This window comes from Tenacibaculum sp. E3R01 (assembly GCF_003318185.1).
In the GTDB taxonomy this organism is placed as follows: domain Bacteria; phylum Bacteroidota; class Bacteroidia; order Flavobacteriales; family Flavobacteriaceae; genus Polaribacter; species Polaribacter halocynthiae.
The window spans coordinates 98,565-121,652 of sequence record NZ_QOCC01000028.1; the positions used below are offsets into that span (position 1 = coordinate 98,565).

Below are 23,088 nucleotides of genomic sequence, written 5' to 3' on the forward strand. Positions count from 1 at the left end.
TTGACAAAAACTAATCGTGTAATTATGAACACATTAAGTTACAAAACAGTATCAGCTAACAAAAACACTGTTAACAAAGAGTGGGTTTTGGTTGATGCGGACGGGCAAACGTTGGGTCGTCTAGCTTCTAAAGTAGCAAAACTAATTAGAGGTAAATACAAAACTAACTATACTCCTCACGTAGATTGTGGAGATAACGTAGTTATTATCAACGCAGAAAAAATTAACTTAACTGGTAAAAAGTGGACTGATAAATCTTATATCCGTCACACAGGTTATCCAGGAGGGCAAAGATCACTTACTGCTACAGAAATGTTCGAAAAAGATCCTACAAGACTTATCGAAAAAGCAGTAAAAGGAATGTTACCTAAAAACAAATTAGGTAGTGCATTATTCAGAAATTTATATGTATATGCAGGTACTGAGCACGGACAAAATGCTCAAAACCCTAAAGCTACTAACCTTAACGATCTTATATAATGGAAACTATACACAAAATAGGTAGAAGAAAAACAGCTGTTGCTCGTGTTTATGTTTCACAAGGAAGTGGAAACATTACAGTCAACAAAAAAGAATATAAAAACTACTTTACAACAGGTACTTTACAATATAAAGTACAACAACCTTTAATGTTAACTGACAATTTAGAGTCTTATGATATTAAAGTAAATGTTTATGGTGGTGGTGTTACTGGTCAAGCTGAAGCTATTCGTTTAGCAATCACTAGAGCTTTGGTTTCTATTAATGAAGATCATAGACTAGTATTAAAACCAGAAGGATTATTAACTCGTGACCCTAGAATGGTTGAACGTAAGAAATTCGGTCAGAAGAAAGCACGTAAGAAATTCCAGTTCTCTAAACGTTAATATTTTCATTGTTGCCTTCCAAAAAGGCTTTCAATGTTTATTTTCAAAAGAGACTGTTATTATATATCAATTTTTAACAGTTTAGTATCTAAATATTTCAGACTTAATAACTACTGAAATATTGCGAAAACAGAACGTAAACACATTTATTAAAATGGCAAACATTCAAGAATTATTAGAAAGTGGCGTACACTTTGGTCACTTAACAAGAAAATGGAACCCTAACATGGCTCCATATATTTATACAGAACGTAATGGTGTTCACATCATCGATTTGTATAAAACATCAGCTAAAATTGATGAAGCTTCTAAAGCTTTACAAAAAATAGCTAATTCAGGACGTAAAATCTTATTCGTTGCAACTAAAAAGCAAGCTAAAGATATCGTTGCTGAAAAAGCGAAAAATGTAAACATGCCTTACATTACTGAGCGTTGGCCAGGTGGTATGTTAACAAATTTTGTTACTATTAGAAAAGCTGTTAAAAAAATGGCTTCTATTGATAGAATGAAACAAGATGGATCTTTTGATGCTTTATCTAAAAGAGAAAAATTACAAATCAATCGTCAAAGAGCTAAATTAGAAAAGAATTTAGGTTCTATTTCTGATATGACTCGTTTACCTGGAGCTTTATTTGTAATTGATGTAAAGAAAGAGCACATTGCTATTGCTGAAGCGCAAAAATTAAACATTCCAATTTTTGCTATGGTAGATACAAACTCTGATCCAAGACCAGTTGATTTTGTTATACCTGCAAATGATGATGCTTCTAAATCTATTGATAAAGTATTATCTTATGTTACTGATTCAATTGCTGAAGGATTAGCTGACAGAAAAGCCGAAAAAGAAAAGGCTAAAACTGAAAAAGAGGTTAAAACTGAAGCACCAGCTGCTACAGAAAAACCAGCTACAACTGAAGAAACAAAATAATTTTAACTTAAAGGTTTCATTACATTGAAACCTTTAGGTTTTTATATCTTGTACAACAAAAATATTTACAACTAAAAATAACGATAGAAATGTCAGTAAAAATTAGCGCTGCAGACGTAAAGAAATTAAGAGAAACTACCGGAGCTGGAATGATGGATTGTAAAAATGCATTAGTAGAAGCTGAAGGTAATTTTGATAAAGCAATTGAAATTTTACGTAAAAAAGGACAAAAGATCGCTGCTAAAAGAGCAGATCGTGAATCTACTGAAGGTGTAGCTATTACTAAAATTAGCGATGACAACACATATGGAGTTGCTATTGTATTAGCATGTGAAACAGATTTCGTTTCTAAAAACGATTCATTTAAAGCTTTAGCATCTCAATTTGTAGATATCGCTTTTAACTACAATACTAAAGAAGAATTTTTAGCTGCTGATTTCGGTGGAGTTACTGTTGCTGAAAAACTAATTGAACAAACTGGTGTTATCGGTGAAAAAATCGATATTACATCTTTCGAAAAAATTGAAGCACCATATGTAGGAGCATATACTCACGTTGGTAAAATTGCTGCTATGGTAGGATTAACTTCTAGCGTAGATAATGCAGATGCTTTAACTAAAGATTTAGCTATGCAAGCTGCTTCTATGGGAGCTACAAGCTTATCGTATAAAGATTTTGACCCTGCATTTGTTACTGCTGAAACTGAAGCAAGAATTGCTGCTATTGTAAAAGATAATGAAGAATTAGTTCGTTTAGGTAAAACTCTTAAAAACGTTCCTCAATTCGTATCTAGGTTACAGTTAACTGATGAAGCTTTAGCTAAAGCTGAAGAAGCTGCTAAAGAGCAATTAAAAGCTGAAGGAAAACCAGAAAAAATTTGGGATAAAATTTTACCAGGAAAAATGGAAAGATTTATTTCTGATAATACAACTTTAGATCAAGAACAATGTTTATTAGATCAAAAGTTCATTAAAGATGAAAAGAAAACAGTAGCTGACTATGTTAAATCATACGGTGATGTTGATATTAAAAGTTTTGTTAGAGTTACTTTAGGGTAATTACCATAAAACATTTACATTATATAAAAGCCATTCTTTTTAAGAATGGTTTTTTTATGCTTCAAAAAAAATCATTAATTTTGCCCAACTTTCAATAAAATTATGCAATATAAAAGAATCCTTTTAAAATTAAGTGGTGAAGCTTTAATGGGTGAACGCCAATATGGGATAGATCCTAAAAGACTTAAAGAATACGCACAAGAAATAAAACAGGTTGTTGAAAAAGATATAGAGGTTGCAATTGTTATTGGTGGCGGAAATATTTTTAGGGGCGTTGCTGGTGCTAGTAATGGTATGGACAGAGTTCAGGGTGATCATATGGGAATGCTTGCTACTTGTATAAACGGTTTAGCGTTACAAAGTGCTTTAGAAGATGAGGGTGTTCAAACTAGATTACAAACAGCAATCGAAATTAAAGAAATAGCTGAGCCTTACATTAAAAGAAGAGCTAATAGACATCTAGAAAAAGGACGTGTTGTTATATTTGGAGGTGGTACTGGAAATCCGTATTTTACAACAGATACAGCTGCTGTATTGAGAGCTATTGAAATTAATGCTGATGCAATACTAAAAGGTACTCGAGTAGATGGGATTTATAACTCCGATCCTGAAAAAAATAAAGATGCCATAAAATTTAATAATATTACCTTTAAAGATGTTATTGAGAAAGGCCTGAAGGTTATGGATATGACTGCTTTTACATTAAGTGAAGAAAACAAGCTTCCAATTATAGTTTTTGACATGAACACTAACGGAAACTTATTGAAGCTTATATCTGGAGAAAATATTGGAACAATAGTTGATAATCAATAAAATATAATAATCACCTCTAAATTAATAAAGAGGCATTAAAATACATACAAAATGAACGAAGAAATTGATTTTATTATAGATTCAGCCAAAGAAGGTATGAACAAAGCAATTGATCATTTAGTAAAAGAACTAAGAACAATTAGAGCAGGAAAAGCTTCTCCTGCTATGTTAGCAAATGTTCAAGTAGATTATTATGGTTCAGCTACACCTTTGGGTCAAGTAGCTAATGTTAATACACCTGATGCTCGTACCATTTCAATTCAACCATGGGAAAAAAACATGTTACAAGAAATTGAAAAAGCAATTATGAATGCTAACCTTGGTTTTAATCCAATGAATAATGGTGAAAACATTATTATTAATGTTCCTGCCTTAACAGAAGAACGTAGAAAAGATTTAGCAAAACAAGCTAAAGCTGAAGCAGAACATGCAAAAGTTGGAATTCGTAATGCTCGTAAAGAAGCAAATAACGACATAAAAAAAACTGATATTTCTGATGATATGAAAAAGATAGCTGAAGGAAATATTCAAGATTTGACTGATCAATTTACCAAAGACATTGATGATAAATTTACAGTAAAAGAAAAAGAAATTATGACTGTATAATTTCTTTTAAATAAGCTTTTTAAAGAGTGTTTTTTAAGACACTCTTTTTTTATTTTTATTACACCCATTTAACTACCTTTGCTAAAATTTTTTTTGAATGACTTTTTGGACCAAGATCGCAGGTTTTATATTACGTAATCGTTACTTTGTTTTACTTTTTATTGCTGTTATTACTGGGCTTTTAGTCACTCAAATGAAATATATGCGCTTCTCTTACACTGAAGCTAATCTTCTACCTAGTGATCACGAAGCTAATCTTAAGTACAATAAATTTTTAGAAATTTTTGGAGAAGAGGGTAATCTTATTATTCTTGGTATAAAAGACAGTACCATTTTTTCTCCAGAAAAATTTAATGCTTGGAATAAACTAACGAAATCTTTTGAGGAAATTTCACAAGTAGATTTCTCTGTTTCAATTTCTGATGTTAAACAATTAAAAGCAAACAGAAAAAACAGAAAATTCGTAGTTGAACCTTTATTTAGTAAACCTCCATCTACTAAAGAAGAAATTGACAAAATAAAAATACAACTTTTCGAAAAACTACCATTTTACGAAAATTTATTATATAATGATAAAGGTGTTTTACAAACTGCTATTTATTTAAATAAAGATATAATAAATACTCCTGCAAGAGCAGATTTCATTACCGAAATACTTATTCCTAAAATAGAAAAATTTGAAGAATTACAAAAAATTGATGTCCGCATTTCTGGAATGCCATATATACGAACCTTAAATTCTTTAAATATTACTAAAGAAATGGGGATTTTTGTATTAGGAGCATTACTTATTACGGCCCTTATATTCTTTTTCTTTTTTCGTTCATTTAGAGCAACATTTATCACATTACTTGTAGTTGGAATTGGTGTTGTATGGGCTTTTGGTTTTATTGGTTGGTTTAGATATGAAATAACAGTTCTTTCTGCTCTTATTCCGCCTTTAATTATCGTAATTGGAGTTCCAAACGCAGTTTTCCTTATTAATAAATACCAACAAGAAGTAAAAAAACATGGAAATCAAGCTAAATCATTACAACGAGTAATATCAAAAATTGGTAATGCTACTTTAATGACAAACATTACTACTGCATCTGGTTTCGCTACATTTGTTTTTGTAAAAAGTCAGCTACTTCGTGAATTTGGTATTTTAGCTTCTGTTAACATTATAAGTATTTTTATTCTTGCACTATTAATTATACCTGTTATTTATAGCTTTATGCCACTTCCTGAGAAGAAACATTTAACTCATTTGGAAAGAAGATGGATAGAAGATGTTGTAAACTGGATGGAACATACTGTAAAAACTCAACGTATTACTATATACATTACAACTGTTGTTGTTATAATACTAAGTATGATCGGTTTATACCAAATACGAGTTTCAGGTAGTTTAATTGAAGACATGCCCAAAAGCAAACAATTTTATAAAGATATTAAGTTTTTTGAAAGTGAATTTGGTGGTATAATGCCTTTGGAAATTTTAGTAGACACTAAAAGAGAAAAAGGAGTAATGAAGCTTTCAACTTTAAAAAAGATTGAAAAGCTTAATGAAACAATAGAAACGTTTCCTGAGTTATCTAAACCTATTTCAATTACCAACCTTGTTAAATACTCGAAACAGGCTTATTATAAAGGAAATCCGAAATTTTACCAATTACCCACATCACAAGAAAAAAGCTATATTTTTTCTTACACAAAAAATTCAAGTAGTAATTCAGGAATGTTAAAAAACTTTGTTGATTCAACAGGTAGGTATGCTAGAATCACAACCTTTATGAAAGATATTGGTACCGATAAAATGGATATCATTCAAGATAGACTACATGCGGTTATCAAAAAACAATTTCCTGAAGAAAAATTCAATGTTTCTATGACAGGAAAAGCACTTGTATTTCTTAAAGGAACAAATTATTTAATCAAAAATTTAGTTATTTCATTATCATTAGCCATAGTTTTAATTTCAATTTTTATGGCTTGGATGTTTAGATCTCCACAAATGATATTAATTTCACTTATCCCAAACATGCTTCCCTTACTAATAACCGCAGGATTAATGGGCTTCTTTAATATTCCTATAAAACCTTCAACTATTTTAGTATTTAGTATTGCTTTTGGTATTTCCGTTGATGATACCATTCACTTTTTAGCAAAATATCGACAAGAACTCCTAGCAAATAACTGGAGAATAAAGCCTGCTGTATACTCAGCATTACGTGAAACTGGAGTAAGTATGTTTTATACTTCTATTGTATTATTTTTCGGTTTTTTAGTATTTACTATTTCAAGTTTTGGTGGTACTATAGCTTTAGGAGGCTTAGTTTCAGTAACTCTATTATTAGCAATGGTTTCAAACTTAGTATTGTTACCTTCTTTATTAATTTCATTTGAGAAGAAAATTGCAAACAAAAAAGTACTAAAAGAAACTAATTTTAAAATTTTACCTCCAAAAGAAGAGGATAAATAAACTGTTTTTAAGCACTCTATTTCTTATATTCAAAATATCATTGCTCATCTTATTGCAAAAAAGTATATTTGCTTGTTTTTATACAAGAATTTAAGAAATAATGAACAGAAGTAGCGTAAAAGAACTATTACAGTCGGATAAGTTTTTACATGAAGTACATGTAAAAGGATGGGTTAGAACCTTTAGAAGCAATCGTTTTATTGCTTTAAATGATGGTTCTACTATAAATAATATTCAATGTGTAGTAGATTTTGAAAATACTAATGAGGCTTTATTAAAAAGAATTACTACAAGTGCTGCCGTTAGTATAACTGGTACTCTTGTTGAAAGCCAGGGTAAAGGACAAAAGGTTGAAATTAATGTAACTAATTTAGAAATTCTTGGAGATTCTAATCCTGATGAATACCCTATTCAACCTAAAAAACATAGTTTAGAGTTTTTACGTGAAAATGCACATTTACGTGTTAGAACCAACACATTTAGTGCTGTAATGAGAGTACGTTCTAAGCTATCTTTTGCAGTACATAAATATTTCCAAGACAACGGATTTAATTATGTTAACACACCAATCATTACAGGATCAGATGCTGAAGGTGCTGGAGAAATGTTTAAAGTAACAAATTTCGAAGCAAATAAAGCTCCTTTAAATGAAGAAGGACAAATAGATTATAAACAAGATTTTTTTGGTAAAGAAACTAACTTAACTGTATCTGGTCAGTTAGAAGCAGAAACTTACGCCATGGCTTTAGGTAAAGTATATACTTTTGGCCCTACATTTAGAGCTGAAAACTCAAATACTACACGTCATTTAGCTGAATTTTGGATGATTGAACCTGAAGTTGCTTTTATGGATTTAGATGGTAATATGGATTTATCTGAAGATTTCATTAAATCTGTTTTAGGGTATGTTCTAGAACACTGTGAAGATGATTTAGCATTTTTAGACCAACGACTAACTCAAGAAGAACAAAGTAAGCCACAAGCTCAACGAAGCGATATGAGTTTACTAGAAAAATTAAGATTTGTTGTTGATAATAATTTCAAAAGAGTAAGCTATACAGAAGCTATTGATATTTTACGTAACTCTAAACCTAATAAGAAAAAGAAATTCCAATTCCCAATAAATGAATGGGGTGCCGATTTACAATCTGAACATGAGCGTTTTTTAGTTGAAAAACACTTTAAATGTCCAGTGATTTTATTTGATTATCCTGCTGACATTAAAGCTTTTTATATGCGCTTAAATGAAGATGGAAAAACTGTTAGAGCTATGGATGTTCTTTTCCCTGGTATTGGAGAAATAGTTGGTGGAGCTCAGCGTGAAGAACGTTTAAATGTATTAAAAGAAAAAATGGCTGCATTAAATATTGATGAAAAAGAATTATGGTGGTATTTAGATACTCGTAAATTTGGTACTGCTGTTCACTCTGGATTTGGTTTAGGTTTTGAGCGTTTAGTTTTATTCACTACCGGAATGAGTAATATTAGAGATGTAATTCCTTTTCCAAGGACGCCACAGAACGCAGAATTTTAAAAAAATCATAAAACTTATATAAAACAATCGTCATTCCTCAAAGAATGGCGATTTTATTTTGCCTGAATTCATATATTTGTATTTATGCTAAAACAAAGTTTACATCACAAATTACTTCAAAAACTATCTCCTCAGCAAATTCAGCTGATGAAACTAATCCAATTACCTACTCAGGCATTTGAAGAACGTTTAAAACAAGAGATAGAAGAAAACCCTGCGTTAGATACGGGCAAAGAAGAGGTTGAAAATTTTGAAGACACACTTGCCAATGATACTGATTATGATGATGCTGGTAATGAAAAAATAGATGCTCAAGATATAAACATAGATGAGTATTTAAGTGATGATGAATACCCTAGTTACAAAACTCAAGCAAATAATTACTCATCAGACGATGAAGACAAACAAGTTCCTTATGCAGCAGGAACAACATTTCACCAATCTTTGAAAAATCAACTCAATACATTTAGAATTGATGAAGAGGAAAAAGCTATTGCTGAGTTTTTAGTTGGTAGTATAGATGATAGTGGTTATATAAGAAGAGAAATTATAGATTTGGTTGATGATTTAGCATTTACCCAAAACGTTTTTACTACTGAAGAAAAAGTAAACCACGTATTAATTAATGTTGTTCAAAAATTAGATCCTATTGGTGTTGGTGCTTTAAACTTAAAAGATTGTTTAGTTATCCAATTAAAGTCAAAAACAGAGAAAGAAAATAGAGATTTAGCTATTAAAATACTTGAAGATGCTTTTGATCACTTTGTTAAAAAGCATTATAAAAAACTTCTTGAAAAGTTTGATATTACTGAAGAAAAACTAAAAGATGTTATTACTGAAATTGGTAAATTAAATCCTAAACCTGGTAGTTCGTATGCTGGTAATAATAAAATTGCTGAGCAAATTGTTCCTGATTTCACAATTAGAATTGTTGAAGGTATTTTGGAACTTACACTAAACTCTCGTAATGCTCCTGAACTACATGTATCTCGTGAGTACAATAACATGTTAAAAGGATATAGTGATTCTAAAGAAAAAAGTAAGGAACAAAAAGATGCAGTAATGTTTATCAAACAAAAACTTGATGCTGCAAAATGGTTTATTGATGCAATTAAACAACGTCAACAAACACTTTTAATAACTATGAGTTCTATTATGCATTATCAGGAAGAATATTTTTTAACTGGTGATGAAAGGAAATTGAAACCTATGATTTTAAAAGATATTGCTGATGAAATTAACATGGATGTTTCAACGGTATCAAGGGTAGCAAATAGTAAATATGTTACAACTCCTTACGGAACAAAATTAATTAAGGAGTTCTTTTCCGAATCTATGAAAAATGATCAAGGAGAAGATGTTTCAACTCGTGAAATAAAGAAAATTTTGGAGACTGTTATTGCTGAAGAAGAAAAAAGAAAGCCTCTTACTGATGAGAAACTATCTAAACTTCTTAAAGAAAAAGGATATCCGATAGCAAGAAGAACAGTTGCTAAATATAGAGAACAATTAGACATTCCTGTTGCTCGTTTAAGAAAAGAAATTTAATGCGCTGGCACAAATTTATATCAACAATTTTACATCCAATAGTAATGCCTACTATTGGAATTCTATTGTATTTTATTTTTTCTCCAATTAATTTGAGCAGCCAGCAACAGTTAACTATACTCAGCATTGTTTTTATTTCAACTTATATTGTTCCGCTACTATTATTAGTATTTCTAAAGGCAATAGGATATATAAAATCGTATCAAGTATTTAGTATTAAAGAAAGAAAGGTTCCTTTATTTTTTATGATAGCACTACTTTTCTTTTTAGCCGAATTATTTCAAAAACTAAATATTGTTAAAGATTTAAGTTACCTTTTTTACGGTATAGTATTAGGATTAACCATTACCTATTTTTTATTTTTTACACGTTTGAAATCAAGTTTACACTTACTTTCTATGGGAGGAGCTGTAGGTTATTTTTTAATATTTCAAGAAATACATGGTATTAATATATTACCAATAATTATCATTTTTATTATTCTTTCTGGGCTTTTAGCAACATCAAGACTGTATTTAAAAGCACATACCCCAAAAGAGGTGTATACAGGCTTCTTTTTAGGTTTTACCTCTCAATTTATTGTATACTTTTTATTATAACAGATAAAAACTTAATCCTAATTTAAATATTTTGGTGTTAATAGGTATGTTATTTATCATAGTATCTTTAAAAATAGGAGTTAAACCGTAATACGCATAAAAATTAAATGTACCATACCCAGCAGAAATGGTAAGTCCTGTTTGCCATTTATTAAAGGAATCAATATTACTAAAATTAACAGTAGTACCGTTAGTAACATAACTAAACTTATTATTTAAATTGTATGTTATTTTAACACCTGCATAAATTCTCCAAAAAGAATATTTATTAACCTCTGAAGATCGTATCCTAAACTGCAAAGGCATTTCAATATTATGAATTCGTAATTTATTATTAGGAATTGACTCAAGAAAGTCTTTTGAACTAACTTGTGATACTTTAACACCGTGATTAAAAGAATCAAAGCCATAACCTAAACCGACACCAAAAGCTAACTTTCCATTAGTAACAATAGGAATATCTTTTATATAACCTACTGAAATCCCATAAGAAAACTTACTTGAACTTACTTCTTTTGGCTGTTTATACAATACATTATAACTAAGATTAATATACAATTGATCCTCTAAATACTTATCTCCAATACTTAATGAATCCTTTTGACTATAAAGGTTATTACAAAGTATCAAAAATAGTATTAAAAATATTTTTTTCATTTACTTAAAAATTATATGATAATAAAACTCTCATTTAATAAAAATCGTATAAATATAAAGCTATTGTATAAAAAAAGTGCAATCAGAATTGATTGCACTTTTGTATAATTATAAATAATTTACATTATTTTCTTATAGCACTTCCTTTGTGAGTAGATAAACTTAATTTAAGAGCATTAACATCTCTTAACTTTTCACGAATATCAGCTAACGTACCTACGCTAGATTCTTTATCAGCTTTAATTGAAGTTGTCATAAAAGGAACTTCAGCTTCAGAAACTTTACTTCTTTCATTAATTATAAAAGAAGGTACATCAGCAGCTGTAGATATCTTATCATTTAATTGAATTTTATCAAATCCAGTTCCATATTTAGTATCTTTAGCTTTACCAACATAAATAGTACTTACTAAACTCTTACGCTCTAATTTTTTAACCTCTGAAGCACTAGGTAAACGTGGTGCTTCAATCAGCAAGCTAGTTTCTCTCATAGTAGTTGTTACCATGAAAAAGAATAATAACATAAAAACAATATCTGGTAAAGATGCCGTTGACAAAGCTGGTAAGCCTTTTTTCTTTTTTCTAAATTTAGACATAATTCTTGCTTTTAATTACTATTGAACACTTGTTGGATCAGTATCAGAAATAACTTGAGGATAACTATTCTTAATATCCTTAACTTTTTTCCTTAATGATTCATCTTTTCTTGCACTATCTTTAAATGCTTTTTCAAGTTCAGTAAAGCTCATACCATATTTTTCTTGTGATAATCGATTACGTAATTCTGAATAAGCAGCTAACAATTCATTTTGTACAGAAACATAAGTACCATATTCCGTACCTCTATCACTCTCTACAGAAATAATAGCTTTGTTAGGATGATCAGAAGATTCTGGATCTCTTTCTCCTTTACAATATGTACAAGGACCAGTTTTTACACCATTTTCTTCTTTACCTTCTCCTCCACCATTATCTATAAAAGCTATTGTAGCCTTTCTAAGATCTTTTAACTCCATAATCTCTCCTTCTACAAAAAGATCGTTATTACGGTTTATACTAATCTCAAAAATATTTTTCTCCTTAATAATAGGTGGTTTAAAATCTATTGGAGGTTTTTCAGCTAATTTCTTAGAAACACCTGAATCAACATCCATCGTAGTTGTTACAAGGAAAAAGATAAGTAGCAAGAAGGCAATATCTGCCATCGAACCTGCATTAATTTCTGGGTTTTCTCTTCTTGCCATAGTATATTATGCTTTAATTAATCCTTTCAATAAATCCCAAACAAAAAACACTCCTCCTACAACTAATAATATGTAGCTGAATATTAATCCTGTTCCTGACCATTTAGAAGTATCACCTTGAGGTGCTAATAATTCATTACTAGTTCCTATAACAGCCGCATCAGAAGAAGAAAAATAAGACACAGCAAATAGAACTCCTAATACTACAAGTCCTAATAATGTCTTTTTTAATGCTTCTGGATTACGTAGTAAACTTAAGATTGATAAAACAACAGATATTACAACTGCTGCAATTAACAAGGTTAAAGAATAATCTACGATTGTCGATGTTGCAGAGCTCAAACTTTCTGAAGCTTCCTCTGCCATACCTACCATTACAAATAATACGATTCCTATTATTGCTATGATAGCTATTAATATATTTAATACTTTTCCGTTCATAAGAAAAATTATTTTTTGTACTTAGCTAACAAATCGATTAAAGAAATAGAAGCGTCTTCCATGTTGTTTACAATATTATCTACTTTAGAAACAATATAATTGTAAAAAATCTGTAAGATAATTGCTACTACTAATCCAAATACAGTTGTTAAAAGCGCTTGTTTAATACCAACAGCTACTACTGCAGGAGAAATATCATTCGATACAGCAATTGAATCAAATGCAGTAATCATTCCAATTACAGTTCCCATAAATCCTAACATCGGTGCTAAAGCTATAAATAAAGATAACCAAGAAATATTTTTCTCTAATAATCCCATTTGTACTCCACCATATCCAACAACAGCTTTTTCAGCAGCGTCAATACCTTCATCAGCTCTTTCTAAACCTTGATAAAAGATAGAAGCAACTGGCCCTTTAGTATTTCTACATACTTCTTTAGCAGCTTCAACTCCACCTGAACTTAATGCTTCATCAACATTAGCAACTAACTTTTTAGTATTAGTTGTAGCCATGTTTAAATAAATAATTCTTTCAATTGCAATTGCTAAACCTAAAATTAAAGCTACCAATACAATTCCCATAAACCCAGGATCTCCTTCAATAAAACGTTGTTTTAATTCTTGACGAAAACCTTCACTTTTTTTAGCTGCTTCCTGAGCTTGAGTTGATTGAATAGCTCCTAAAAACATAAATCCTGCAATAGTTAGGATATTTACTACTTTCTTCATTTTGTTATAATTAATTTTAAATAGTTAACGAGTTAAAAATACAAATTTTACTGTAATTTTAATATAAAAAAACTAATAAGTGGCATATTTAGTTACACTTATCGTATTTTTTCATTTTTAGAGTGGCAAGTAACAAAAAAATGTTGGTTCTTAAAAAAAAATTAACGGTTTTATATATTAACATTACCACTTTAGTCTTTTCACAAGGTATTCAGGCATTTATAGAAACAAAAAACATACCATTTTTGCTTATTTGTTAATTTCTCCTCTAAGTGGTAACTCAAAATATTCTTTAAATTGGTCTTTTGTTAAGTTTTCACCTAATAAATACATCATTTTTGCTACTGCAGTTTCAGTAGTTATATCCTTCCCGTCAATAACCCCTATTCTCTTTAAATCAGAACTTGTTTCATAATGTCCCATTATAACACTTCCTCCTTCACACTGAGTTACATTTACAATATAAATTCCATTATTTACAAATTCTTCTAATAAATTCAGGAACCATTTTTGAGTTGGAGCATTACCAGAACCATAGGTTTCTAAAACTATACCTTTTAAACCGTCAATATGCTTATAGCTTTCAACAACTTTTTTAGTTATTCCTGGAAATAATTTCAAAATAGCAATGTTATTATCTAACTTTTTTCTAAAAATCAACTTTTCTTCTTTATTCTTAGATCTTAATAAAATTGGATAATTAAAATTTAAGTGCACTCCACTTTCAACTAACGGAGGGTAATTCATAGAAGCAAATGCTTCAAATTGTTCTGCACTAATTTTTGTTGTTCTATTAGCTCTGTATAGTTTATACTCAAAATACAGCCCTACTTCTTGAATTACTGGTTCATTATTTTCTAATGTTGACGCAATTTGTATAGAAGTTATTAAATTCTCTTTAGCATCTGTTCTTAAATCTCCAATTGGCAACTGTGAACCAGTAAAAATTACAGGCTTTTGCAGGTTTTCTAACATAAAACTAATAGCTGAAGATGTATAAGACATAGTATCCGAGCCAGTTAAAACTACAAAACCATCAAATATCGAGTAATTATCTGCTATTATTTCAGCTATACTTACGTAATAATTTACGTTCATATTAGATGAATCTATAGGTTCATCAAACGATATAGTTTTTATATCACAATGTAACTGTTGTAATTCTGGTATCTTATTTGATATTTGACTAAAATCAAATGCTCTTAACGCTCCTGTTTTATAATCTTTAACCATACCAATGGTTCCACCTGTATAAACAATAAGTATTTTTGGTTTTTTTGTCATTTTGACATTTTATTATTAGTTATTATATTATGGAATAATTTATGCGGTAAATTTATTAACTTAAAAAGAATTAAATTACAAAAAACTTAAAATTATGGGTTTAGAATATTATATAATTATTGGAGTTATGGCTCTAGTAAGCTCGTTAATTAGCAATACGTTAAAACAAAAGTTTAAAAAATACTCAAAAGTTAGCTTGCGCAACGGAATGAGTGGTGCTGAAATTGCTCAAAAAATGTTGAATGATCATGGTGTTTTTGATGTTCAAGTTATATCAACTCCAGGAATGTTAACTGATCATTACAACCCTAAAAACAAAACAGTTAATTTAAGTGAAGGTGTATACAATCAACGTAACGCCGCTGCGGCCGCTGTTGCAGCACACGAAGTAGGACACGCTGTACAACATGCAAAAGCATATAAATGGTTAGAAATGCGTTCAAATTTAGTACCAATGGTAACAGTATCTTCAAGATTCTCTCAATATTTAATCATGGGAGGATTAGTTTTAGGTGCTGCTTCAAGTTTAGGGTATTGGGTTTTAGCTGGTGGAGTTGTATTAATGGGAATGAGTACTTTATTTAGTTTTATTACCTTGCCTGTTGAGTATGATGCAAGTAATAGAGCTTTAGCTTGGTTAAAAGCCAAAAATATAGTCACTAGAGAAGAATTCGCTGGATCAAAAGATGCTTTAAAATGGGCGGCAAGAACTTATCTTGTAGCTGCCTTAGGCTCTTTAGCTATGCTTGCTTATTGGGCAATGAAATTAATGGCTGCTAGTAGAGACTAATAATTAACTTTTAAATTTTGTAAAAAACTTCGGGAATGCCGAAGTTTTTTTACTTTAAGGCAACTATTTATAAAATTCATGCGTCTTTATTTTCATAGAATACTAATATCTGTTCATCGGAAAAATAACCTAATTCATCAGATTTCTATTTCAATACTTTAATTAACAACGCACTTTTGAAGTGTAAAAATGAAAAAAAGATTAACATGAAACTTTTAACTACTACTCTTTTATTATTCTTTATAATAACAACAACTTTTTCTCAACATAGCATTAGCGGTAAGGTAATTGATCAAAATAACACAACCGTTCCATTTGCTAACGTAATTTTAAAAGAAAAAAAAGGAAACAAAACTCCAAAAGGAACTGTTACTGATGAAAATGGTAACTATAAATTTGAAAACATCTCTTCTAATACTTATCAAATTGAAATTTCTGTTTTAGGCTTCAAAATAGAGAAGTCTAAAGAGTTTAAACTTGACAGTAATAAAACTTTAAACTTCACTTTAAAAGAAGAAAGTCAAACATTAAATGAAGTAGTTATTAAATCTAAAAGACCAGTTATAAAACAAACTGCGGAAAAATTAATTGTAGATTTAGAAAAAACTGAAATGGTTAATTCTAGCTTACAGGATGTAATGCGAAAAGTTCCTGGAGTTTTAGTAACTAATAATGGAATTACCATAGCTGGGAAAAGCGGCGTACGAATTCTTATTAATGGAAAAACAACTGAATACATGGATGTTGACACTTTATTACGTGATTTTCCTGCTGATAATATTTCTAAAGTAGAAGTCGTAGAACAACCCGGTGCCGAATACGATGCTTCTGGGTCAGGGGCTATTATAAATATTATTCTAAAGAAAAACGTTAGTTTAGGTACTCATGGTAGTGTAATGGGGTGGATTGGTGAAGATGAAGGTTTTGAATATGGAACTAGAGCCTCGATAGCTAGTTATAAAAACAAACTAAACTGGCAAACTAGTATTAGTCATTCACAACCAACATGGAGAGATGATTTATTTTTAGTAAGAACCGTTGGAAATGAAACTTATGATCAAGCAACCAAAGAACCGTATAACCCTAATAGATTTACAGTTAGCGGTAGCTTAGATTATTATATTAATGATAAAAACTCTATAGGTATTGGTGGGCGATGGAATAACAGAAAATCAGACAGGATTGCCTCAAGTAAAACTATTATATCTAGAACTAATACCACTGATATATTATTTTCAGAAAATAGTTTTGATAGAGATAGAGTTGACTTTAACATCAACCCATATTACGAGTACAAATCAGACACAGACAAACTTTTAATCGACTTTAACTATATTGATTATAAAAACGATAATACAAACACGTTATCAGATGTTGCAGGAAGCACAATTCCTTTTCAAGACCGTAGGTATCTTCAAGATGGTAAATACACTATTAAAACGTATAGAATTGACTATAACAAAACCTTCTCTGATAACTTTAAATTAAGTATCGGTAGTAAATACGCTATGGTAAATACTGATAGTGATTTAAAATCATTTTTAGAAAACAACACTGGAACATTTGACTTTGATCAAACAAATAGTAGCCAATTTTTAGTTAATGAAAATATTTTCGCCATATATTCAAAAATTAATGCCAACTACGGAAAATGGTCTTTTTCTGGTGGCTTACGTTTTGAAGATAGTAACACTGATGGTACTTCAGTTTTTTTAAAAAATGGCCAAATGGTTACAGAATTAAAGAAAAGACCTATAAGTAAATTATTCCCTAGCGCTTCAATTAGTAGAAAAATTACTGAAGAAATAGGAAGTAGTTTATCTTATAGCTATAGAATTAGAAGACCTTCTTATAATAGTTTAAATTCATTCGCTACTTACCTAGACCCCTTTTCAGCTGGTGAAGGAAATCCAGCCTTAAAACCTGCCTTTACTAATAACTACCAATTTAATTTAACTTACAAAGGGCAACCTTTCTTTACAGTTGGTTACAGTAAAACCAATGATGTTATTTTTGATTTAATTAAACAAGATAATAGCAACGCACAGATTAGACAACAAGCAGTAAATGTTGAAAACTTCACCAATTGGAACTTTAGATTATTTGGCCCATTAAACTTTATTAAAGGAGTTGAAGGTTATACTGGTTTTATAGTTAACAAAAATAGCTACAACTCAATAATACATGGAGTAGATTTATCAAAGTGGAATTTGTTTTGGTTTATTCAAGCTAGTTACAAACTACCTTGGGATGTTAACTTTGAAATGAGTGGTAATTACGGAACTGGAGCTTTACAAGGACAAATTGATGTTGATTGGCTTGCTGGTTTAGATTTTTCACTTGGAAAAAAATTCTTAGATGATAAATTAAAAGTTAACCTGGGCTTTAATAAAATGTTAAACCGTGGTTTTAACGGAACTATTGATTACGGAAACGGAACAGCCAAAGTAGAAAGTAATGGTTCACGTCAGAACATTCAACTACGATTAACCTATAGTTTTGGATCTAAATTTGGAAAGAAAAAATCAAAGCGTAACTCTTCTAGAGATGAAGAAAACAGGATTCAAGATAATAATTAATACTTTCGTACAAAATGAACTTTAAACCTTTTTTTATTGCCGGATTACTTTTTGAAGCTATTGGTCAACTATTATTAGCTCAAGGTAATGAATTTGTATATGCCTTAAAACCTATAGACTTCGCTCATTGGTCATTATTCCTTGGGGTTACTTTATTAATACCTCAACTAGGGCAATTTCCTAAAAAAACATATAGTTACCTAGGAATTCCTGTTATTATTATTGGAATAGTTTCAATCATAGGAATGTGTGTATTGGATTTTATTTGGTGGAGCCAACCTACTCAAGAAATACGGAATGAATTCGCAGGGCATATTTCTAAATTTCCATCAATATGGAAACCATTTATAACCACTGGCCCTAACTTTTTAAATATTGGTTTATTACTTTTAGCTTTAAATTATTTAAAACAAAATAAACTAGGTGTAATACTTGTAGTAGTTGCAACTCTAATTGCATTTTTTGGTAGATTTATACCTTCAAGGTTAATCTATGTATATGTAATTACTGCTATTGGATATGCTATAATATTTTACAAAAACAAATCGATTAATGAATACCAAACTCAATAAATCAGATTTTATTCTTCTTAGTATATATTTCATTGTTTCATTTATTATGCAAGCAAGAGATTACTATTTAAGAGAAGCATTACTTCGAGAGTACCTTATTGATTTCCCTATAGAGATTTTCATGATTAGCTCTATTGTTTTCTTATATATTTTTTGGCTAATACCTAAGCTAATGATTAATAAACAATACTTCTTATTCACTTTATTTGGAGTTTTTATTCTTGTTTTTTTTTCAGGAATAGATTATATTATAGGGTATTGGTCTGGGAATAATGATTGGTCAAAATTCCCTAAGCCTGTCGATTTCTTTTTTAAGATGATAGATCGCGCAACATACTCTACAGCTTTTCCTTTTGCCCTTTTATTAACCAAAAAATTCTACGAAGGGCAAAGTCAAATATTAAAAATAGAAAAACAACAAAAAGAAAATGAGCTAAAGCTATTACGCTCACAAATAGACCCACATTTTCTGTTTAACAACTTAAACACATTAGATTCATTAATAGATTCTGACTCAGAAAAAGCAAAAGAATATATTAATCGCTTATCGTTAATTTACCGGTACCTTATCCAAACAAAAGATGCAGAAGTTATGGAATTACGAAGTGAGATTCAATTTGCAGAAAACTATATTTTTTTAATTGAAACTCGCTTTGGTAACGACTATAAGTTTACTATTGAAAAAGAAGGCGATATTACAGATAAATTTATACCAACTGGAGCATTACAAGCACTATTAGAAAATGTAGTAAAGCATAATAAAGCTAGCAACAAAGTTATAAAAACTCAAATTAAAGTAACAAATGACTGGCTTACTGTTAATAACACAAAATCTAACACCTTAAACAAAGAAAGTTTAGGTACTGGATTACAAAATTTACAGACTCGTTATGAGTTGTTATCTGACAAAAAAGTAGATATCAAAAATGCCAATAGTCGTTTTGTTATATCTATTCCAATAATCAAATTGAGTGAAGAAAACTAACAACATGTTTTAAAATGAAAATACTAATTCTAGAAGACGAAATACCTGCATATCAAAAATTAGTAAACTACCTGAATGATACTTTTGAAGAAGAATTTGTTCATGATTTAGCACGTTCTAACTCAGAAGGAAAAAAATTACTAACTCAAAACAAGTATGATTTTATTTTATCCGACATCCAATTATTAGACGGAATATCCTTTGATTTATTTGATGAAGTAACTATAAATTGCCCTATTATTTTTTGTTCTGCACATGACGAATACTTATTCAAAGCTTTCAATACCAATGGAATTGCTTACATATTAAAACCTTTTTCAAAATCTGATTTTAAAAAAGCAATAGAAAAATATCAAGCTTTATTCAACAAAGGAAGTTATAACAAACTTAACACTAACACAATATCAAACCTTAAATCTGCATTAAAAGAAGAGAACACTTCCTATAAAAAGCGATTTGTTATTAAAAAAGCTAAAGGAATACAACTTTTAAACGTTACTAATGTAAGTTTAATAGAAGCCTCTGGTGACTTCTGTATAGCTACAGATAATATAGGAAAACGACATACAATATCTCAAAGCTTAGGTTCAATATTTCAACAATTAAACCCTAATAAGTTTTTCAAAATAAATAGAAGTCAAATTATTAGTATTGATTTTATAGAGAATATTGAAAATCATTTTAAAAACAGACTACTAATATCATACACTGGAGGAAAAGAAAAAGCAATGACGAGCTCATCTACAACCTCTGATTTTAGAAAATGGCTTGAGAAGTAAAAATCACTGCATAAAAAAGAAAATCTCAAAAACAAATGTTAGTGTTTTTGAGATTTTTAAACTAAATTGTTTATTAATCATTCAGTTTTAAGACAGCCATAAATGCTTCTTGTGGAATTTCTACGTTACCAACTTGACGCATTCTTTTCTTTCCTTTTTTCTGTTTCTCTAATAATTTACGTTTTCTAGAAATATCACCTCCATAACATTTCGCTGTTACATCTTTACGTAAAGCTTTTGTAGTTTCTCTTGCTATAACTTTTGCACCAATGGCAGCTTGAATAGGAATATCAAATTGTTGTCTTGGAATTAATGTTTTTAATTTCTCTACAATTTTCTTACCTATTGTGTAAGCATTATCTGCATGTAATAAAGCAGAAAGTGCATCTACTGGCTGAGCATTCAATAAAATATCTACACGAACCAATTTAGAAGACCTCATTCCTATTGGTGAATAATCAAAAGAAGCGTAACCTTTCGATACTGTTTTTAATCGATCATAAAAATCAAAAACAATTTCAGCTAAAGGCATGTCAAAAGTTAACTCAACTCTTTCTGTTGTTAAATATGTTTGATTAACTATTTCTCCTCTCTTTTCTATACATAAACTCATTACCTGACCTACAAAATCAGATTTTGTAATTATAGTTGCTTTAATAAAAGGTTCCTCTACTCTATCCAATCTTGACGGATCTGGTAAGTCAGTTGGATTATTCAATAATACAATTTCATCAGGATTTTTCTTTGTATATGCATGGTAAGAAACGTTAGGAACCGTTGTAATAACAGTCATATTGAACTCGCGCTCTAAACGTTCTTGAATTATTTCCATATGTAACATTCCTAAGAACCCACATCTAAAACCAAATCCTAATGCTGCTGAACTTTCTGGTTGAAATACTAACGAAGCATCATTTAGTTGTAATTTCTCCATTGAATTACGTAATTCTTCATAATCTTCAGTATCAACTGGATAAATACCAGCAAAAACCATTGGTTTTACATCCTCAAAACCATCTATAATATCTGTAGTTGGGTTTTCAAAATCTGTAATAGTATCTCCTACTTTAACTTCTTTTGCTGCTTTAATTCCTGTTATTAAATACCCAACATCTCCAGTATTAACTTCTTTTTTAACAACTTGTTCTAGTTTAAGAGTACCTACTTCATCAGCAGTATACTGTTTTCCTGTAGCTACAAACTTTATTTGCTGGTTTTTTTTGATTGAACCATCAATAACTCTAAAATAAGTTTCAATACCTCTATAAGAATTATAAACACTATCAAAAATCAATGCCTTTAAAGGCGCATCAGGATTTCCTTCAGGTGCAGGAATTTTATCTATTATTGCTGATAAAATATTGTCTACTCCAAAACCAGTTTTACCACTTGCATGAATTACATCTTCCGGATCACATCCTAATAAATCAACAATATCATCAGTTACCTCTTCTGGGTTTGCACTAGGTAAATCTACCTTATTAAGTACCGGTATAATTTCTAAATCATTTTCTAATGCTAAATATAAATTAGAAATTGTTTGAGCTTGAATACTTTGAGCAGCATCCACTATTAATAAAGCTCCTTCACATGCTGCAATAGAACGAGACACCTCATATGAGAAATCAACGTGCCCAGGAGTATCAATTAAGTTTAAAACATAAGGCTCTCCATTATGAATATAATCCATTTGAATAGCATGTGATTTAATAGTTATACCACGCTCACGCTCTAAATCCATATTATCTAATAATTGATCTTGCTTTTCACGTTCAGTAACTGCTCCTGTATAATCTAACAATCTATCTGCTAATGTACTTTTCCCATGATCTATGTGTGCAATGATGCAAAAATTTCTAATGTTTTTCATGTATCTAAATCTATATACTGATGACCGACAAAGATACGCTAATTACATGCTTAAGCAAATAAAAAATTAACAGTTAGTCCCCTATAAAAAGAGCTATTTAAAATATTTTACATTTTGGTAAAAAATTTGCTTATATTTATTCCAAGGAAAATAAAACCTTGAAAAGTAATTTCACAACTAAATAATAATTCATTCCATTAAAAAACATGTTTCCTTTATCTCCTTCACCATTCTTTTTTCCTTTTCATAGGTATATTTTTCCCCCTCAACCACCATATCCATATATAATAGACTGACTTTTAGTTTATTTGTACCAAGACAAGATTTTTGAAAAAAATCAAAAATTATCACGTAACAAAAAAACTAATCATTTAAAATTCAGAATTCATGAAAAATTTCACTGCTTTTATTCTATTTTCTTTACTAACAATATCATTAACTAGCTGTTCTTCTTCAGAAGTACCGATAACTCCGCCTATTACAGAAGAAATTACTTATAGCAAAAATGTAAAAGTTATTATCGACAATAGTTGTGCAACCTCTGGATGTCATTCTGCTTCAAGTCCTGCAGCTGGATTATCTTTAACAAATTACACCCAAGTTAAAAACGCTGCTCAAAATGGTAATTTACACTTTAGAATAGACAATAATACCATGCCTCCTAGTAGTCCACTTGCTACTGACAAAAAAAGCGTTATAGACAAATGGAAATCGGACGGATATATTGAATAAAAACAAGAA

The 23,088-nt window shown here is 29.9% G+C and carries 23 protein-coding genes; 16 read left to right on the forward strand and 7 right to left on the reverse strand.

Features of this window, described 5'->3' with window-relative positions:
* Positions 1 to 24: 24 nt before the first annotated feature.
* The 10 genes from rplM to DS884_RS16680 all read left to right on the forward strand — a co-directional run bounded on the left by rplM (position 25) and on the right by DS884_RS16680 (position 10,416).
* A complete protein-coding gene (gene rplM / locus DS884_RS16635) occupies positions 25 to 480 on the forward strand; it encodes a 50S ribosomal protein L13 (protein ID WP_093870151.1) in 456 nt (151 codons plus the stop codon).
* Complete coding sequence (rpsI, locus tag DS884_RS16640) at positions 480 to 866, forward strand: 30S ribosomal protein S9 (RefSeq protein WP_093870150.1); 387 nt, start codon at positions 480 to 482, stop codon at positions 864 to 866. The genes rplM and rpsI overlap by 1 nt, the downstream gene beginning before the upstream one ends.
* Before the next feature lie 154 nt (positions 867 to 1,020).
* Entirely contained in the window at positions 1,021 to 1,794 is a 774-nt protein-coding gene (gene rpsB / locus DS884_RS16645) for a 30S ribosomal protein S2 (protein WP_113787560.1), read from the forward strand.
* 89 nt (positions 1,795 to 1,883) lie between these two features.
* Positions 1,884 to 2,852 carry a translation elongation factor Ts gene (gene tsf, locus DS884_RS16650; RefSeq protein WP_093870148.1) on the forward strand — a complete coding sequence of 323 codons (969 nt, stop codon included), beginning with the start codon at positions 1,884 to 1,886 and terminating at the stop codon, positions 2,850 to 2,852.
* A gap of 102 nt (positions 2,853 to 2,954) precedes the next feature.
* On the forward strand, positions 2,955 to 3,665 hold the full coding sequence (pyrH, locus tag DS884_RS16655) for a UMP kinase (protein WP_113787561.1): 711 nt from the start codon (positions 2,955 to 2,957) through the stop codon (positions 3,663 to 3,665).
* Between the two features lie 51 nt (positions 3,666 to 3,716).
* Positions 3,717 to 4,271, forward strand: a complete 555-nt coding sequence (gene frr / locus DS884_RS16660) for a ribosome recycling factor (protein ID WP_093870147.1) — start codon at positions 3,717 to 3,719, stop codon at positions 4,269 to 4,271.
* 97 nt (positions 4,272 to 4,368) lie between these two features.
* Positions 4,369 to 6,735 (forward strand): efflux RND transporter permease subunit, encoded by a 2,367-nt coding sequence (locus DS884_RS16665; protein ID WP_113787562.1) that lies wholly within the window; start codon positions 4,369 to 4,371, stop codon positions 6,733 to 6,735.
* Positions 6,736 to 6,835: 100 nt separating this feature from the next.
* The gene (gene asnS, locus DS884_RS16670; RefSeq protein WP_113787563.1) at positions 6,836 to 8,269 is read left to right on the forward strand and encodes an asparagine--tRNA ligase; all 1,434 of its coding nucleotides are present in this window, start codon (positions 6,836 to 6,838) and stop codon (positions 8,267 to 8,269) included.
* A gap of 84 nt (positions 8,270 to 8,353) precedes the next feature.
* Positions 8,354 to 9,817, forward strand: coding sequence for an RNA polymerase factor sigma-54 (gene rpoN / locus DS884_RS16675; protein ID WP_113787564.1), 1,464 nt, complete (start codon positions 8,354 to 8,356; stop codon positions 9,815 to 9,817).
* A complete protein-coding gene (locus DS884_RS16680) occupies positions 9,817 to 10,416 on the forward strand; it encodes a hypothetical protein (RefSeq protein WP_093870143.1) in 600 nt (199 codons plus the stop codon). Before rpoN ends, DS884_RS16680 begins: the two co-directional genes overlap by 1 nt.
* Here DS884_RS16680 and DS884_RS16685 read toward each other — a convergent pair.
* The 6 genes from DS884_RS16685 to DS884_RS16710 all read right to left on the reverse strand — a co-directional run bounded on the left by DS884_RS16685 (position 10,411) and on the right by DS884_RS16710 (position 14,772).
* Positions 10,411 to 11,073, reverse strand: a complete 663-nt coding sequence (locus DS884_RS16685; RefSeq protein WP_113787565.1) for a porin family protein — start codon at positions 11,071 to 11,073, stop codon at positions 10,411 to 10,413. The two genes, DS884_RS16680 and DS884_RS16685, sit on opposite strands and share 6 nt — an antisense overlap.
* 124 nt (positions 11,074 to 11,197) lie before the next feature.
* On the reverse strand, positions 11,198 to 11,668 hold the full coding sequence (locus DS884_RS16690; protein ID WP_093870141.1) for an ExbD/TolR family protein: 471 nt from the start codon (positions 11,666 to 11,668) through the stop codon (positions 11,198 to 11,200).
* 18 nt (positions 11,669 to 11,686) lie between these two features.
* Positions 11,687 to 12,316, reverse strand: coding sequence for an ExbD/TolR family protein (locus DS884_RS16695; RefSeq protein ID WP_093870140.1), 630 nt, complete (start codon positions 12,314 to 12,316; stop codon positions 11,687 to 11,689).
* Between the two features lie 6 nt (positions 12,317 to 12,322).
* Positions 12,323 to 12,757, reverse strand: coding sequence for a hypothetical protein (locus DS884_RS16700; RefSeq protein WP_093870139.1), 435 nt, complete (start codon positions 12,755 to 12,757; stop codon positions 12,323 to 12,325).
* A gap of 8 nt (positions 12,758 to 12,765) precedes the next feature.
* Complete coding sequence (locus tag DS884_RS16705; RefSeq protein ID WP_093870138.1) at positions 12,766 to 13,488, reverse strand: MotA/TolQ/ExbB proton channel family protein; 723 nt, start codon at positions 13,486 to 13,488, stop codon at positions 12,766 to 12,768.
* A 249-nt stretch (positions 13,489 to 13,737) separates the two neighbouring features.
* Positions 13,738 to 14,772 carry an asparaginase gene (locus DS884_RS16710; RefSeq protein WP_113787566.1) on the reverse strand — a complete coding sequence of 345 codons (1,035 nt, stop codon included), beginning with the start codon at positions 14,770 to 14,772 and terminating at the stop codon, positions 13,738 to 13,740.
* Between the two features lie 94 nt (positions 14,773 to 14,866).
* On the opposite strand from DS884_RS16710, the gene DS884_RS16715 reads away from it, so the two are divergent.
* The 5 genes from DS884_RS16715 to DS884_RS16735 all read left to right on the forward strand — a co-directional run bounded on the left by DS884_RS16715 (position 14,867) and on the right by DS884_RS16735 (position 20,477).
* Positions 14,867 to 15,562, forward strand: coding sequence for a zinc metallopeptidase (locus tag DS884_RS16715; protein ID WP_093870136.1), 696 nt, complete (start codon positions 14,867 to 14,869; stop codon positions 15,560 to 15,562).
* A 206-nt stretch (positions 15,563 to 15,768) separates the two neighbouring features.
* Positions 15,769 to 18,141 carry an outer membrane beta-barrel protein gene (locus DS884_RS16720; protein ID WP_113787567.1) on the forward strand — a complete coding sequence of 791 codons (2,373 nt, stop codon included), beginning with the start codon at positions 15,769 to 15,771 and terminating at the stop codon, positions 18,139 to 18,141.
* A gap of 14 nt (positions 18,142 to 18,155) precedes the next feature.
* Entirely contained in the window at positions 18,156 to 18,713 is a 558-nt protein-coding gene (locus DS884_RS16725) for a hypothetical protein (RefSeq protein WP_093870134.1), read from the forward strand.
* Positions 18,694 to 19,698 (forward strand): sensor histidine kinase, encoded by a 1,005-nt coding sequence (locus tag DS884_RS16730; protein WP_113787568.1) that lies wholly within the window; start codon positions 18,694 to 18,696, stop codon positions 19,696 to 19,698. Before DS884_RS16725 ends, DS884_RS16730 begins: the two co-directional genes overlap by 20 nt.
* 14 nt (positions 19,699 to 19,712) lie before the next feature.
* Entirely contained in the window at positions 19,713 to 20,477 is a 765-nt protein-coding gene (locus DS884_RS16735; RefSeq protein WP_113787569.1) for a LytR/AlgR family response regulator transcription factor, read from the forward strand.
* A 73-nt stretch (positions 20,478 to 20,550) separates the two neighbouring features.
* Here DS884_RS16735 and lepA read toward each other — a convergent pair whose 3' ends face one another.
* Positions 20,551 to 22,347, reverse strand: a complete 1,797-nt coding sequence (gene lepA / locus DS884_RS16740; protein WP_093870131.1) for a translation elongation factor 4 — start codon at positions 22,345 to 22,347, stop codon at positions 20,551 to 20,553.
* A 387-nt stretch (positions 22,348 to 22,734) separates the two neighbouring features.
* Here lepA and DS884_RS16745 point away from each other — a divergent pair, with 387 nt between their 5' ends.
* Positions 22,735 to 23,079 carry a hypothetical protein gene (locus DS884_RS16745; protein ID WP_113787570.1) on the forward strand — a complete coding sequence of 115 codons (345 nt, stop codon included), beginning with the start codon at positions 22,735 to 22,737 and terminating at the stop codon, positions 23,077 to 23,079.
* The last annotated feature ends 9 nt before the right edge of the window (positions 23,080 to 23,088 follow it).